Source organism: Lunatimonas salinarum, assembly GCF_017811155.1.
In the GTDB taxonomy this organism is placed as follows: domain Bacteria; phylum Bacteroidota; class Bacteroidia; order Cytophagales; family Cyclobacteriaceae; genus Lunatimonas; species Lunatimonas salinarum.
The window spans coordinates 147614-163712 of the sequence record NZ_JACVCV010000006.1 but is presented as its reverse complement, the minus strand read 5'-3'; the positions used below and the strand labels follow the sequence as shown (position 1 = coordinate 163712).

Here is a 16099-nt window from a genome sequence, read left to right as displayed (position 1 = left end):
GCTACCACGGACCTTACGTCTTCGCCGGAAAGAATTCAACAATATCCCGTATATTAAGCACTCGAATACCCTATCATCCTACATGCCGACTATCTCTTTACGTCTTTTCATTCTCCTTTTGCTTTACCATATGCTTTTTACGCTGGTTTTTCACCATTACCTGATGGTGCATGGAGGAGATTCAAGGGCCTATTGGGAGTTTTCCATTGGGAACTACCGCCCGGCATCGCAATGGATGGATTACTTTGAATACGGTAATTTTTTCATGCAATGGCTTAATTATTTCCCAGCCAAGCAATGGGGGTTGCCCTATTATGTTGGCAATATGATTTATGGTCTTTTGGCATTTGTGGGGTTTGCCGAACTGCTGCGTCTGGGGCTAGCGCACTGGGGATGGAACAGCAGCAGTAGGTGGGCAAACGGATGGATAGCAGCGCTCTTCTTGCCCGGTATACATTTCTGGACCGCAGGCGTGGGCAAAGAAGCCATTCTTTGGATAGGAACCATCTGGGTGCTGAAAGGTTTGGCAGGCCCTTTTAGAAATGGATACTGGACACTTTTGGGAATCTTCCTAGCCCTAATGACCCGTCCCATTCACGGGGCGCTGCTAATTGGCATGGTTCTTTTTTTCGTGATCACCGACCCCAACGTCAGAAGTGCTCCCTATAGGTGGTACCTTTGGTCAACAATAGGAACCGCAGGCATCGTGGCATTGCTAATCTTGCAGAGACAGACTCATCTCCCCGCTTTTAGCCTGCAGGCCTTGGCTGATTTCCTTTCCAGTCAACAACGGTTCTTGGAAAGCTTTGGGGCTTTCAGCTATGTGCCGATGCATGAGTACACTTGGCCTGAACGCTTATGGGCCGTTTTGTTCCGTCCCCTGCCTTGGGAAGCAGTGGGAATCTGGCAATGGGCTGCTGCACTGGAAAACAGCCTCCTGCTGCTAGCTTTTATTGCGGCGATAGTGCGCTACTGCTGGTACCGCCCCCACCTCCATCTTCCACGTTTTCTAACTATGGGCTTACTGCTTACCGGCGGCATGCTATTGATTTATATGGTAACATTAAACAACCTCGGGATTATCATGCGAATGAAAAGTATTTTTACACCCTTTATTGGGATTCTTTGTGCGCGATGTATCGTATTTTCAAAAAAGCATCCTACATTTGATCGGATTTAGTTGTTTTACCCGTTAATGTCTCTACGCAACGTTGGGCAAGTCACTTTTCGTCATATCCCTTGATTTTGAGCTGCATTGGGGGCGCTTCGATAAAATACCAGTGGAGGGACAAGAACGTTATTACGCCCTGGCAAGGGAAGCGGTTCCGCGATTACTGGATATCTTTGCCGATTTTGAAATATCGGTCACCTGGGCCACGGTGGGCATGCTTCTGGCAGAGAACCGGGAAGAATGGCGTACCTATCAGCCCAGCCAACTACCACGTTTTACTTCGGACAAATACTCTGCCTACCGATGGTACGAACGAAGTCCCGCCTCGGACAAACTCCTTTTTGCACCGGAATTAGTAAAACGAATTGCTACCTACCCCCGACAGGAAATCGGATGCCATACCTTTGCTCATTATTACACCCGTGAACCCGGTGCCTGTACAGAGAGCTTTCGGGCGGACCTTCAAGCTGCCAAACGCATCGTAGCGGACAAGTTGGGCCTGGAGATGCGGTCAATGGTATTCCCCCGTAACCAGTTTCACCCAGAAGCCATTCTTATCGCAGGACAAGAAGGCTTCCGTTTTTTACGGACGAACCCTGGGGACTGGTATTGGAGGGATCCACATGACAGTCAACTTACCAAGCGCCTCTTCCGTACAGGTGATGCAGTAGTTCCGCTGGGGCGCAAAACATCATACCCCTTGGCAAATATCCAAGATGAAGGTGACGCGGTACAAATTCCGGCATCTCGGTTTTTCCGTCCCTTTCAGCCACGGGTAGCTTGGGTAAACCACATGAAGCTTCAGCGCATCATACGGGAGATGAGTTTAGCGGCACAATTGGGGGAAGTTTACCATCTTTGGTGGCATCCCCATAACCACGGCCATAATTTTGAACAGACCTTTACTGAACTCCGCAGGTTATTGGCCCATTACCGTCAGCTACACGAAAAACACGGGATGATTTCAAGGGGAATGGGAAGTATTTTCACTTAAGCCAGCTGCAAAAATGCAGGTTTAAGATACGGCAATCTTCGGGCATCTCGAGCAACTGAGTACCCAGTACATCCTCGTACTAAACCTTCCCGTTACAGCAGCGAAAGGTACTGTTTTCTCTCCAGGTCTACCAACCGAAATGCAGTTTATAGATCCTTACTCCCATCAACGCTGCATTTCTATTTCTTCGGGCGAAATACATCAATAACCTCCTGATTTGCTTCTAAGTAAGGCCCTCCAATCAAATCTATGCAGTAGGGCACCGCTGGAAATACCGCATCCAAGCACTGCCTTATTGCAGCCGGTTTTCCGGGAAGGTTGACAATGAGGCTTTGGTTCCGGATACCGGCAGTCTGCCGCGAAAGAATGGCCGTAGGCACGTACTGAAGGCTCACCTGCCTCATCAGCTCACCAAAACCAGGCATCATCTTTTGACACACTGCCTCAGTGGCTTCGGGGGTTACGTCACGAAGGGCTGGTCCTGTACCGCCTGTTGTCACTACCAAGCAGCAGCCTGCATTGTCACACAAGTCCATCAAGGTATTTTCCAGCTGATCCTGTTCGTCTGGAACTACCCGATATACGGGTTCCCATGGAGTCGTTAGGTATTCTGTCAGCGTCCGGATGATTTCCTTCCCGGAAATATCTTCGTACACGTTTGCTGCTGCCCGGTCGGATGAGGTGATAATTCCTATTTTGATACCCATGCCATTTCGTATTTAGGGTTCAAAGAAAGGGATTTTTACCTCAGATCAAAGCGCCACCCCATTCCATCTTGAAACAAAATCGTTCATCTAAAATCCATTCAATTTGTCTACAAACAATTTAATAAAATCAACGTGCTACTTGAACTTGCTAAAAACCACTAAATTTACACCCCTACCTAAATAGCTTTGGAGAATTATTGATTTTCGTACAACTTTGTTAAGTAAAAAAACGTTTACCCCAAAGAAAAAATTTGTAACATGCAGAAAACCTTTCTTTTACTCGTCGCCTTTATGGCATTCTCCGCGGAGCTGATTGCACAGCAGGAGTTCAAGATTGTCACCATCGTCGAATCCATCGTTCCCATGGGGATCGGCAGGTCAAGAATCGTCGACAACCAAGCGGAAACCAACTACGAGGAGTTTACTACCGAGCGTACAGATGGCAAAAAGAGTGATCAACGTGAAATCAAGCGTTCGGATCTGAGAGTGGACGAGATAGAGGAGACCAAACTTCTGAATTTCTTTAGCGCTACAGGCATTAATTTCCAAAATATCGCTTCAAACGATGCGATCATCTCTTCCAAGATAAATACCATGCTTTCGGAGGGATGGAAATTGACGTTTGTGACAAGCGGAGTAGAAAGTGACTCAGGAGCAGATGACGGTCAGGGGATCTTTATTACCAGACTGTTTTTTTCTAGATAGCGGATATAGGTTTATTATATCGGGTCAGCATCCCCGTTGGTACCGAGTCTTCACTTGCGACAGGTATTGGCTGGAAGGAACGTTTGGCCTTTACGTTGCCCGCAGCAACTGTGGAAACAGCCACTGATGTTACCGTTATCTACAGGCTTGGACGGGCAATGGTGTGCTAGGACCAAAGAACTGTGGTTTGAATCGGTACTCCATCTAAAATTCTATTGCGCCATGTCCTGAAAAATCCACGGAAAAATGGTTATATTTAGCAATAAACCAAACATAACCTGATAGATGTGGTATTTAATGCTTTTTCAATGGCTAATGGCCGACCCAGCCCACGCTCTTACGCCCAAATTTGAAGCACAGCTACTGGATAGCAACGTAGCTATTGGCTATGGACTGGCCATAGGCGATGTGGATGGAGATGGCAAACTTGATATCCTCCTTGTAGACAAAAAAGAATTCGTATGGTACCGAAACGGCGACTGGAAGCGCTTTGTAATGGTCGAAAACCTAACTGCATTCGATAATGTGTGCATTGCCGCCGCCGATATCAATGGCGACGGACAGGTTGAAGTAGCCGTGGGTGCACAATGGAATCCAGGAGAAACGTCGGATCCAATCAAATCCGGGTCTGTGCACTACCTAGTCCGCCCCGCCGATCCCACCCAAAAATGGACCCCCGTGCGCCTTCACCACGAACCCACCGTACATCGCATGAGGTGGGCAAAAGCCGGCGACAAGTACCAATTGATCATGGCTCCTTTGCACGGTCAGGGCAATAAAGGTGGGGAAGGAGCAGGTGTCCACATCATCGCCTACGAGGTACCTTCAGACCTGACCGGACCATGGACCTACTCCGTTATAGACGATTCCATGCATATGACGCATAATTTAGACGTTTTTCCCGAAGAAAACGGGGATGCTGTGTACATAGGGGGTAAAGAAGGAGTAAAGGCATTTCAGTTTAAAAACGGTAGGTGGACAGCTCATAGTGACGGGGCTTGGTTGGTTCAGGGACATTCCTTCGGAGAATTACGTATTGGTACCGGCTGGGATGGTCAGAAGTTCCTCACCGGAATAGAACCGCTACACGGCAACTTGCTAACCACCTACATCCCAAGTAATGGTACCTTTAAAAAAGAAAACCTAAAACGTTCCCTAGTAACGGATCAGCTAAATCAAGGGCATGGGCTGGCGGCAGTAGACCTGTTAAATCAAGGGCAGGATCAACTGGTGGTGGGCTGGAGAGAGAAAAACACAACCGGTAAAATCGGCATTCAACTTTACATCCCAAATGGAACCAAGGGTTGGGATCTGATCTGGATTGATGAAGGCGGCATGGCATGCGAAGACCTCCAAGTAGCCGATCTCAACGGAGATGGTAAATTGGATATCATAGCGTCCGGCAGAGCTACGAACAACCTGAAAATTTACTGGAACAAAAGCCACTGAGCGACATCCCCATGCGTAGAACACACATAAGCTACTTATTCATCAGCTTGGTATATCTTTTTATTGTGCCAAGGCTAATGGGGCAGGACCTATCCGGAGAAGCTATGGCTTTCCTGGAAACATTGGATCCCGCACTAAAACAAAAGGCCACCTTCCCTTTTGACCATTCGGAACGGTTTAATTGGCACTTCATCCCGAGAGACCGAAAGGGTGTAAATTTTCACGACTTAAACGAACGGCAAACCCAGGCTGGCCTGACGCTATTGAAGGCATCACTCGGCACACAAGGTCATCAAAAAACGCAAGCAATTATTGAGCTCGAAAATGTACTTCGGATAATCGAAAACCGACCGCCAAACGATTCATATCGAGATCCTGAAAATTACTACTTTTCCGTTTTCGGCACACCCCATCCATCCGGTGAGTGGGGATGGAGGTTTGAAGGACATCATATATCACTTAATTTTTCCTCCCTAAGAGGAACCGTCATTTCCGCCACTCCTACTTTTTTTGGTTCCAATCCCGGCATTGTTCAGGTGGACCTTCATCGGGGCAGACAAGCACTTGCACTGGAAACAAACCGGGGGTTTTCATTTCTGGAAACACTGGGTGAATCCCAAAAGTCCATAGCCATCTACACCGACAAAGCTCCCAATGACATCCTTACTGCCAACGACCGGAAGGCGTCCCTCCTACAGCCTGCCGGACTTAGCTACCGACAAATGACCCCTACCCAGCAAAACATGCTGGAGGATTTAATCGGCATGTACCTAGCCAACTATACCGACCAAGTACGGGATCAACTTTGGGCGAAGGTGCGCGAAGCAGGAATAGAAAACACCTATTTTGCTTGGGCAGGCAGCACCACCAATGCAATCGGCGAACCACACTACTATCGGATTCAAAACCCCGCCCTGCTCATAGAATATGACAACGTACAAAACAATGCCAACCATGTGCATACGGTAGTTAGGGATCTAAAAAATGATTTCGGAGACGATCTGCTCGGAAGCCATTACCTAAACGGACATCCCCATGTAGCTGAATAAGTCCTAAGCATACATACAGGACTGTAACCACGTGGCGTTCTACCCGATAATGTACCGCTCGATCAATAAGATTGAACCAACCTCCCTTTAAGCATCGTCATGAAGCAGCCTTGTTTCCAAACCTAATTCATCAAATAACTTACAAAACCCTATGAAAAAGATTATTGCGTCCCTTTTAATTCCGCTATTGATGAGCCAATGCACCCCTCCGGAGGAAGAACAAACGCTCCCTATGCAGATAGCCAACGTGTATGGGTTTCACCAATTGAAGGATGTGGCTACGATTTCCTATACTTGGAATGTTCGCCGGGACAGTGCCACCGTTTTGACCCGCGATTGGACCTGGGACAGGATCAAAGGTGAGGTTTACTATTCCGGACCAGACACTACCGTTACGTACCAGATCGCCGAGAAATCCTCGGAACTGGACGCGATAGACCAGCGATTTATCAATGACAAGTATTGGCTAATGTTTCCCTTTCAGCTTGCTTGGGACACTGGGTACCGCTACGAGGTGACCGAAGGCCAACGCTCGCCCATTCAGGGAATACAGGGCACCAAACTTTCAATCATCTATAACAATGCCGATGGTTACACACCAGGGGATGCGTATGATCTATTCTTGAATCAAAACCTAGAAATCGTCGAATGGGTATTTAGACGGGGAAATGGCCCGGAAGGGCGGGCCGTGACTTGGGAAAATGTCCAAGAATTTGAAGGCATTCGTTTGACACTGGATCACCAAAATGAGGCGGGGGAAAAGTTCATTTGGTTTACCAATGTAAAGGTCACCAAAAAATGACTCCCCGGACATTTTAACCCGCCATAAACGGCTTTTTCCTACACATGCGGCCGCCCAACATACTTTGGTCGCGCAATAACGATTAGGTTTGTATAATTACTCCCTTGAAGATGCAGACCTATTCGAATAAATTGCTACTAAACACGAATGCTTCACCCATGAATAAACGATGCCTAGCACTTTTTGCCACCCAACTGCTGCTGGGAATGTACAGCAGCCTTATGGCCTTTCAATTCCCAAGTCCTCTCTTGGCAGGTGACGACGTTACCCTACACGAGGACGGTAGTTGGTGCTGGTTTCAGGACGACCGGGCATTGCTGCTTGGTGACCGGGTCATCTTCTCGGGCGTCACCTCAGAAGGAAACAATACCGTCACAGAATGGAACCTCAAAACCAACCAAACACGCGCTGTGAATCTTACAGAGGGGATGCTTCCTGCAGATGACCACAATGTAAGCGCGCTGATGTTGCGGCCTGACGGAAGGTTTTTGGCGGTGTACGCCGGACACTCCATCGACTCTCTGATCCGCTACCGCATTTCGGAAAAACCCGGAGATATGCAGGTCTGGGCGCCTGAACAAACCTTTAAAACCAACGGAAGAGTCTGCTATTCCAACGTTTACCGGCTTAGCGACACAGGAGAAACGTTCAATTTTTACCGTGGCAACGAAAACAACCCACATTTTTTGATTTCCAAAAACGACGGAAACACGTGGGAATTTGGTGGCAGGCTATTCGAGGATTTCGGTAGGGCTTACCTTCGGTATACCTCGGATGGAAAAAAGCGGATTCACTTTATTACAACCGAAGAACACCCCCGCCATTACAACAATAGTATTTACCACGGGTATTACGAAGACGGAAACCTCTATAAAAGCGATGGTACCTTGGTGGGGCCTATAAGCAGAACCGTAAGTAGCCCCTATAAACCGACAGATTTCACCAAGGTATACGACGGGGATGTATCCACGCGTGCCGATGTAGCATGGACTAGCGACATCAAGCTGGATGCTCAAGGACGGCCCTACATCGTTTTTTCGGTAACCAAAGACCCCATCACCAAGGGAGAAACACGCAACACCTCGCTGGGAGGTTTTGACCACCGCTACCACCACGCCTATTGGGATGGCGCCCGATGGGTGGGTCAGGAAATTGCCTACGCCGGCAGTCGTCTATATCCTGGTGAAAACGAATATACCGGGTTAATCAGCCTACATCCAATGCGTTCGGATATCGTCTATATATCCGCAGACGTAGACCCCAAAACCGGAAACCCGTTGCTGATAAACGGCGAACGCAGATACGAGATCTTTCGGGGTACCCGTACCAAAGATAGCCAATGGGAATGGACGCCTGTAACTTATCAATCCTCCGAAGACAATATCCGGCCCATAATCTTGGCAGACCAGGAAAAAGAAGTGGTGCTCTGGCTCAGTGGTCGGTACACTACTTACAAGGATTATCAGTTAAACGTAAAGGGCAGGGTTCGAATGCAGCCGCCCTCTCTTCCGGAGCAAAAAAAAACAGCCAACAGTCAGAAACTGATCACTTTTTTAATCAGTGAAGATCCAAACAACTACGAAGCGACGTGGACCGTCCCTGCTTTTGCCAATCAGTTGGCAGAAGATCGCGGCTATCGCTCGCAGGTACTATTAGGTTCCGGTCCTAGGGAGGGTTATGCATTCCCAAACAACCGGCACATCACAGATGCCGACTTGCTCATCGTATTCATGCGTCGAGTTGGCTTACCTAAAGAACAGTTGAAATTGATCAAAAACCACTTGGCAGCAGGAAAGCCCCTGATCGGAATCCGAACAGCAAACCATGCATTTTCCATTCCCCAGGAAACGCTGGAAACGGGGCATGAGGCCTGGTGGGAATTTGTTCCAACCATACTGGGGCATGAAAACAGGGGATATGGCCCGGCCGAAAGCCCCACCCATGTGACGGTCAACCGTAAAAACCGTAAGCACCCTATCGTAAACAAGCTACCCATAAGTGAATGGAGCAGTCAGGGGAACATTTACTTGGTAAATCCGCTGCTTGAGCCAAACACGACCATCCTGTTGGAGGGTGTATCCGATGGTCACCGTGAGCCGGTGGCATTTTCTCTAGGAGTTGGCAGGAGCAAGGTGTTTTATACCTCCTTGGGTTTTCCGACGGATTTTTCCAAAACTCCATTTATTCAACTGATCTATCAAGCAATAGACTGGTCACTAGAAAATAACCCCTGATACCCATGTCAAAAATAAATCTCATCTTCCTTTTTCTGCTTCTCATTACAGTGAATAAAAATTTTGCCCAGCAAAACTTCATGTGGAAGGCCGGCATCAGCAAGGTCGTCATCACGCCGGATAAGCCCATGTGGATGGCCGGATATGCAGCGCGCACCACCCCGGCAACAGGTACCTACCAAGAACTCTGGGCCAAAGCTTTGGTACTCGAAGATCAGGCTGGCAGGCAGTCGGTATTGATTACAGCCGATATCTTGGGATTTCCCAAAAAAATGTCAGACCGTATCCGACAGGCACTTAAACAGAAATACGGCTGGGACTACAGTCAGATTATCCTAAATGGGAGCCATACCCACTCGGGTCCGGTGTTGGAAGATGCCTTGTATGACATTTACCCATTGGATGAGGAGCAACTTACCCTGGTCAAGGACTATTCTCGCTGGCTTGAAAGCGCGGTGATCGGGCTTGTAGACGAGGCCATGGCGGACATGGTGGCCGCAAACCTATCAGCGGGCAGCGGAGTGGCACGTTTTCAAGTCAACAGGCGCAATAATTCCGAACGCGACATTATAAACCAAGTAGCACTTTCGGGACCAAATGATCACGCCGTACCGGTAATAAAAATTGAGGCGCCAGGTGGTGACCTATTGGGAATCGTGTTCGGCTATGCCTGCCACCCCACTGTATTGGATCATTATTCGTGGTCGGGAGATTTTCCGGGGTATGCACAGATTGAGTTGGAGAGGTTATATCCCGGGGCGGTTGCGCTGTTCTTTCAGGGAGCATCCGGAGACCAAAACCCCATTCCACGCCGAAGCTTACCGTTGGCCAAGCAATACGGTAAAACCTTAGCGGCAGCCGTGGAGCGGGTACTCGAAGAAGAAATGACATCACTTACCGCAGAAATCCAGACTGCCTATACAGAGATCCCCTTGGCATTATCACCCGCACCAAGTCAGGCAGAACTCACACGTATGGCAAACGAGCAGTCGGGATACATGCGCCGGTGGGCTGAGCGCATGCTTACCGAGCAAACCATGGGAATAACACCCATATCATCTTACCCGTACCCCCTTCAGATCTGGCAGCTTGGCGGACAACGGATTTTCAATATGGGTGGAGAAGTAACAGTAGCCTATGCCAATGAGCTCAAAGCCGCCTACGGACAGAACAGTTTCGTCATGGCCTATTCCAACGATGTAATGGGCTACATCCCCTCTGAGGTGATTTTGGAAGAAGGTGGTTACGAAGGCTATTCTTCACAGATGGTATATGGTCTGCCGAGTACCTGGGAAAAGGGCATTCAGCAGCACATTTTGGAGGCCTTCGACCGGCTGGCTGCGGATCTTGGCATGGTACCCAACCCTTCGGCTGACTAACCTCTTGGAATAAATGCGCAGATCAAGTCCCTAACCAACAGTGAGCGGCATACGGGTAGATGCAACCCAAACATTGCGTCATTTACCATCTGCCAAAGTCCGCGGCAATCTATAAGTCACCAAAAAAAACTCAGAATCAATTATAAACACATGAAAATCACACACCAAAGCATCGTAACTCCCTGCTTGATAGTTGCCATTTTGTACATTACCTCCGCTCTAAATGCAATGGCCCAAGGAGAATGGGAAGTCCTTTTTGACGGAACAAGTATGGACAAATGGCAGGGGAAATCTGATCAGAGCTTCCCAGGTCACGCATGGAAATATAAAGACGGCATCCTCTATCTGGACGGAAAAGGAGGAGACATCATGACCAAGGAAACCTACGGTGATTTCGAACTGGTATTTGAATTTAACCTGACCGAAAAGGCCAACAGCGGCATCAAATATTTTGTAGGTCCCATCGTGAACGAAGAAACCGGCAAAACGATGATCAATGGTCCGGAATACCAGATCATAGACGATTTTAACCATCCCGAAATAAAAAAAGACCCGAATGGACTAAGTTCCACCGCGTCGGGATATTTACTTTACCAACCCAAAAACAAAGTCTTGCATCCACACGGTGAGTGGAACAACGGTAGGATCATTGCAAAAGGAAAAAAGGTCGAGCATTGGCTGAATGGAGTCAAGGTAGTTTCGTATACTAGAGGCAGCAGGGACTTTTTGAAGCGCAAGGCCCAAACCAAATTCAAATCGGATCTCAACTATGGTGAACTGGAGCGCGGTCATATCCTGCTAACAGACCACGGAGATCAGGTGTATTTTCGGAATATAAAGATCAGGAGTTTGTAGGTGAGGGCAGTGTGATGTCAGGTTTGAGATTAGTCGAGATTTAAGACATAAGACTTGTGAAACTTACGAGATCGCCCCATTATTAAAAAGCGCTCTAAGTATAGTATGTCGGATTTGGGTTTAGATTGCCTGCGCTGGGTGTAGTTTGGAAAAGACTCACGAAGTGGTGAGACGTAAGACGCGTGTACTTCCCTAAATAACGTTTATCGTTTGGTGCAACATGCATTCGGTATTTCCATCCCCGCAATCAGGGATTTCGTCCCTTGAAATTGGTGTTGGTAATGGATTGCGGTATCCTTGTAGCGTGAAACGAAAACAGCGATATCAGGAAAAACCCCACACCCCATACATCAAAGTAGTGGTACTTCTGTTATTTATCCGATTGGTGCAGGAATGCCATCCTTGGGCACAACCCTGCATTTGCCCGGTGTTGTCTTTCCGCCCCATTTCCCATCTTTCCCCAGAAACCCATTCAACGCCCCCCCATAGGAACCCAAGGATCTCATGGACCAAGCCCAATAACGATGCAACACCATAAACTCCAGTTCCCGCAAATTGAACGGTGGGTGCTGATCTTCGTCTTTGTGACGATTATCCTCAGCAATGTGCTTAGCTCATCCAACCTTAACCCCTGGTCGGATCTTTCCCTTTACTTCGCCAAAATCCTGATACCGATGGTGCTGTTCGCCTCGGTATCCCTGATGCATTTCTGGCTGATTCCCAAGTACCGTCAAACCAGAAAAAAGACCAAACCAATCTTGCTATCCCTACTCCTATTTGTGCTTTCTTTGGCACTGACCGCCATGATTGGGGCAGGGTTTGATATAAGCGAACGCATTTTTCTACCTGCCTACTTCGGCGCTATAGTTACCTACTTTGGGTACCTGGCATTCGCCTACATGGCGGACAAGATTTTTCTCTCCCCGCAGCCTAAGGATTACTCCCTCTATAACTCCATTAGAATTGGAATTATATACTTGTTTGTGCTGCTCTTTCTGCTACAATTCAAGGAACTGGTAGCTCCCTTTATCGTTTTCTGCTATGCGGTAGCCATCCCAAGTATCGGCTTTACCATCGTATACCATTTCCTGTTGATCTACCGAAATAGGCGATCGGGCAATCTCCGAGAAGCACGGATCTACCATTGGATCCTACCCGTTGGAATCATCTTATTGAGCGCAGCAATTTCCGCGACGTTTAACTTAGGTCCAGACATGGTGTTTTTTGGCATTGGCCTAGCGCTTATAGTGGTAGTCATCGTGATCCCCCTGTCTACGATGGTCTTTGACAAATACGAAACCTACCTCGGGAAGATCCATACGCTGACCGCAAAAGCTGACCAATCCACTGCCAACCTCTCCTTTCTACGCTCGCAAATAAACCCGCATTTTCTGTTCAATGCTCTGAATACCCTCTACGGAACCGCACTTCAGGAGGGGTCGGAACATACCGCTACTGGGATTCAAAAACTGGGAGATATGATGCGCTTTATGCTGCATGAAAACAACCAGGAAAAAATCGCTGTAGAACGGGAAAAGGAATACCTAATCAACTACGTAGACCTCCAAGAACTTCGATTCAACGGGCAGGAAAACACCTCCATTACGTTTAACCGATCGACCGACACCTGCAAAGGCCAAATCGCACCGATGCTTCTTATTCCCTTTATTGAAAATGCCTTCAAACACGGAATCAGTCTGCAGCACAAATCCTGGGTAAACATCAGCCTGCGCTGCCTGGCCGGATCGGTCCACCTGGATGTCACTAACAGCATGCACCGAAGTAAATCCGATGACCCCGAACACAAATCCTCCGGCATTGGGCTTCAAAATGTCCGACAACGCCTGCAACTGCTATACCCCGGCAAACACGAGCTGATCATTCGGGAAAACGATTTGGAGTTTTTCGTACATTTGAGTATTCAACTGTAGCCCCCCGCCCTATGCTGTCGGCCGTAGCCATTGACGACGAATACATGGCCTTGGAGGTGATCAAGTCACACGCTTCCAAAGTGCCCTTTATACACCTGAAAGAGGTATTTACCGATGCCATCAAAGCCTTGGAGTTTCTGCAGGAGGAACCGGTAGATCTGCTCTTTTTGGACATCAAAATGCCCGACATATCCGGCATGGAAGTCGCGGCCCTATTGCCCAAAAAGACGTTGGTTATCTTTACGACGGCCTATTCCGAACATGCGGTGAAAGGATTCGAATTGGATGCCACCGATTATTTGCTCAAACCCTTTTCCCTGGCCCGATTCCTGCAGGCATGTCAGCGCGCACGCGAATGGCATGACCTCAAGCATGTGCCGGAAAAAACATTTCTTTTTATCAAGACCGGCTTTGAGCAGGTGAAAATACGGTTCGAAGACGTCCTCTACTGTGAAGCGCAGGGAAATTACGTGACCTTTCACCTTTTGCAGGAGACCGTAGTAGGCAGGACGACACTGGTGGAAATCGAGAAGCAACTACCCGCAACCTTTGTAAAAACACACCGTTCATTCATCGTCAATCTTGCCCAAGTACGCAAGGTAGAAAGGCACCAACTAACCCTGGCGGATAAAGTGGTTCCGATCAGCAGCACCTTTCAGGAGCTGTTATCCGCCGAACTCAGCAAGTTGAATCCGGCAGGATAGTAGACTCTTGTAAACGATATAGGTTCGAGGTATGGATGGCTCGTTATTTTTTAATCTCTCCGAAAGGCCTTAAAGGCATTAATCAGGCCATTGGTAGATCCATCATGGGAGGCTATTGGTTCTTCATTCTCCAATTCCGGCAGGATGGACTTTGCCAGTACTTTACCCAATTCCACACCCCATTGGTCGAAGCTAAAGATATTCCAGATCACCCCTTGTACAAAAATCTTGTGCTCATACATAGCAATCAGGGCACCTAAGGTGGATGGATTGATCTTTTTCACAAGTATGGAGTTAGTGGGCCGATTGCCTTCAAACACGCGGTGTGGAGCAATCCTTTCGATGGTCTCTGGAGACTTACCCTCTTTGCGCATTTCGGCCTTTACCTCTTCGAGTGACTTACCATTCATCAGCGCCTCTGTCTGTGCAAAAAAATTGGACATCAGCTTGATATGATGGTCACCAACTGGATTGTGGCTGACCGCGGGTGCGATAAAATCACAGGGAACTAACTGCGTACCCTGATGAATAAGCTGGTAGAAGGCATGCTGCCCGTTCGTTCCCGGTTCACCCCAAATCACCGGACCGGTAGTATAGCCAACCCGCTTACCGGTACGATCTATGCACTTGCCGTTACTTTCCATGTTTCCTTGCTGAAAATACGCCGGAAAACGGTGCATGTACTGATCGTAGGGCAGGATGGTTTCGGTGGCTGCACCTAAGAAATTGGTGTTCCATATCCCTATCAGGGCCAAGATCACCGGTAGATTCTGTTCAAAGGGCGCTTGCCGGAAATGATTATCCATGTCATGTGCCCCCTCCAGCAATTTCCGGAAGTTGTCAAATCCGATGGCACAGGCAATGGTCAGACCTATGGCTGACCAAAGGGAATAGCGGCCCCCAACCCAATCCCAAAATCCAAACATGTTGTCGATATCAATGCCAAATTCCATCACCGCGTTGGAATTGGTGGAAAGGGCGACAAAATGCTTGGCAATCTCCTCTTCGTTATGGGCATTTTCCAAAAACCACTCCCGGGCCGTATGGGCATTGGTCATGGTCTCCTGGGTGGTAAAGGTTTTGGAAGCAATAAAAAACAGCGTAGTTTCCGGATTTACCTTCTTCAATACCTCCGTAATATGGGTGCCATCTACATTTGACACAAAAAACACCTCCAAATTGGGGTTTTGGTAGGGCTTCAACGCCTCCGTAACCATTACCGGCCCCAAATCACTCCCACCAATCCCAATATTTACCAACGAACGAATTGATTTACCGGTATACCCCTTCCATACCCCCTTGGACACCTTGTCGGCAAAAATTTTCATCTTGCCAAGCACTTGGTTCACATCCGGCATGATATTCCGATCATCTACGTAAACCGGCGTATTGCTTCGGTTGCGAAGGGCCGTGTGCAGCACAGCGCGATTTTCAGTCCCGTTGATGGTCTTGCCCGAAAACATCGATTCTATCGCCTCCGAGAGCGCAGTTTCTTGGGCCAGTCGTAGTAGCCCCTGCCAAATCTCGTCGTTTATGCGGTTTTTGGAAAAATCCAACAGAATATCCTTGAACCGTACATGGTATTTTTCAAACCGAGATGCATCTTCCTGAAAGAGGTTTCGAATGTTGATTACTATTTCGGATAACTGACCGAGAACCTTCCATGCCTTGGTTTCGGTGGGATTAATATGTTGCATAGTTTTCTCTTTTTCTAACAAAATTTATCGACAGCAACGTGCAAAGGGCCTAAATAGCCTTTCCCAAAACACTCGAAATCTACCTTCATCGAACTGGTATATGCCATGATTCGTACAGAAAGGTCCGCAAGGTTACGATTGTCTGCAAGTATTTGTAGCATTTTCGTCCAACACCGCTGTTTCGCGTACGCAAACTAGGCCCAGCCTGATTGGATGCGTAAAACTATAAAAAAAACAGGGCTGCTAAAAACTTTTCACAAACTTGCCGCAAGATACGCCATCCCGCTTATCCGTGCCAAAAAACAAGTAACCTTCCAAATCCGATCCAAGTCACTTAAAAGCACTAAAAATGACCATCGAAGAAGGGCAACAATTGATCCGCCCTTCCAGAGGTCGACCCTTAAAGCCAACTTGGAAATCTA

The 16099-nt window shown here is 48.0% G+C and carries 13 protein-coding genes; 11 read left to right on the top strand and 2 right to left on the bottom strand.

The features are described 5' to 3' along the window. The first annotated feature begins 82 nt into the window (after positions 1 to 82). Entirely contained in the window at positions 83 to 1180 is a 1098-nt protein-coding gene (locus IAQ59_RS09140) for a hypothetical protein (RefSeq protein WP_209330493.1), read from the top strand. Between the two features lie 31 nt (positions 1181 to 1211). Then, positions 1212 to 2165, top strand: a complete 954-nt coding sequence (locus IAQ59_RS09135) for a polysaccharide deacetylase family protein (RefSeq protein ID WP_209330492.1) — start codon at positions 1212 to 1214, stop codon at positions 2163 to 2165. A gap of 179 nt (positions 2166 to 2344) precedes the next feature. Here IAQ59_RS09135 and mog read toward each other — a convergent pair whose 3' ends face one another. Next, positions 2345 to 2872: a molybdopterin adenylyltransferase gene (gene mog / locus IAQ59_RS09130; RefSeq protein WP_209330491.1), complete on the bottom strand. Its 528-nt coding sequence runs from the start codon at positions 2870 to 2872 to the stop codon at positions 2345 to 2347. 258 nt (positions 2873 to 3130) lie between these two features. Between mog and IAQ59_RS09125 the strand changes: the two genes are divergently transcribed. From IAQ59_RS09125 to IAQ59_RS09085, 9 genes are all read left to right on the top strand, one after another. After that, on the top strand, positions 3131 to 3577 hold the full coding sequence (locus IAQ59_RS09125) for a hypothetical protein (RefSeq protein ID WP_209330490.1): 447 nt from the start codon (positions 3131 to 3133) through the stop codon (positions 3575 to 3577). Between the two features lie 285 nt (positions 3578 to 3862). Beyond that, positions 3863 to 5026: an FG-GAP repeat domain-containing protein gene (locus IAQ59_RS09120; RefSeq protein ID WP_245189518.1), complete on the top strand. Its 1164-nt coding sequence runs from the start codon at positions 3863 to 3865 to the stop codon at positions 5024 to 5026. Between the two features lie 11 nt (positions 5027 to 5037). Next, positions 5038 to 6075 carry a DUF3500 domain-containing protein gene (locus IAQ59_RS09115; RefSeq protein ID WP_209330489.1) on the top strand — a complete coding sequence of 346 codons (1038 nt, stop codon included), beginning with the start codon at positions 5038 to 5040 and terminating at the stop codon, positions 6073 to 6075. 151 nt (positions 6076 to 6226) lie between these two features. After that, complete coding sequence (locus IAQ59_RS09110; RefSeq protein WP_209330488.1) at positions 6227 to 6877, top strand: hypothetical protein; 651 nt, start codon at positions 6227 to 6229, stop codon at positions 6875 to 6877. Positions 6878 to 7035: 158 nt separating this feature from the next. Next, on the top strand, positions 7036 to 9111 hold the full coding sequence (locus IAQ59_RS09105) for a BNR-4 repeat-containing protein (RefSeq protein ID WP_209330487.1): 2076 nt from the start codon (positions 7036 to 7038) through the stop codon (positions 9109 to 9111). A 5-nt stretch (positions 9112 to 9116) separates the two neighbouring features. Beyond that, a complete protein-coding gene (locus IAQ59_RS09100; RefSeq protein WP_209330486.1) occupies positions 9117 to 10490 on the top strand; it encodes a neutral/alkaline non-lysosomal ceramidase N-terminal domain-containing protein in 1374 nt (457 codons plus the stop codon). A gap of 150 nt (positions 10491 to 10640) precedes the next feature. Next, complete coding sequence (locus IAQ59_RS09095; RefSeq protein ID WP_209330485.1) at positions 10641 to 11345, top strand: 3-keto-disaccharide hydrolase; 705 nt, start codon at positions 10641 to 10643, stop codon at positions 11343 to 11345. 524 nt (positions 11346 to 11869) lie between these two features. Continuing rightward, the gene (locus IAQ59_RS09090; protein ID WP_209330484.1) at positions 11870 to 13276 is read left to right on the top strand and encodes a sensor histidine kinase; all 1407 of its coding nucleotides are present in this window, start codon (positions 11870 to 11872) and stop codon (positions 13274 to 13276) included. Between the two features lie 11 nt (positions 13277 to 13287). Continuing rightward, the gene (locus IAQ59_RS09085; RefSeq protein ID WP_209330483.1) at positions 13288 to 13980 is read left to right on the top strand and encodes a LytR/AlgR family response regulator transcription factor; all 693 of its coding nucleotides are present in this window, start codon (positions 13288 to 13290) and stop codon (positions 13978 to 13980) included. Positions 13981 to 14030: 50 nt separating this feature from the next. Here the strand turns inward: IAQ59_RS09085 and pgi are convergent, their stop codons facing one another. After that, positions 14031 to 15677: a glucose-6-phosphate isomerase gene (gene pgi / locus IAQ59_RS09080; protein WP_209330482.1), complete on the bottom strand. Its 1647-nt coding sequence runs from the start codon at positions 15675 to 15677 to the stop codon at positions 14031 to 14033. Positions 15678 to 16099: the final 422 nt, after the last annotated feature.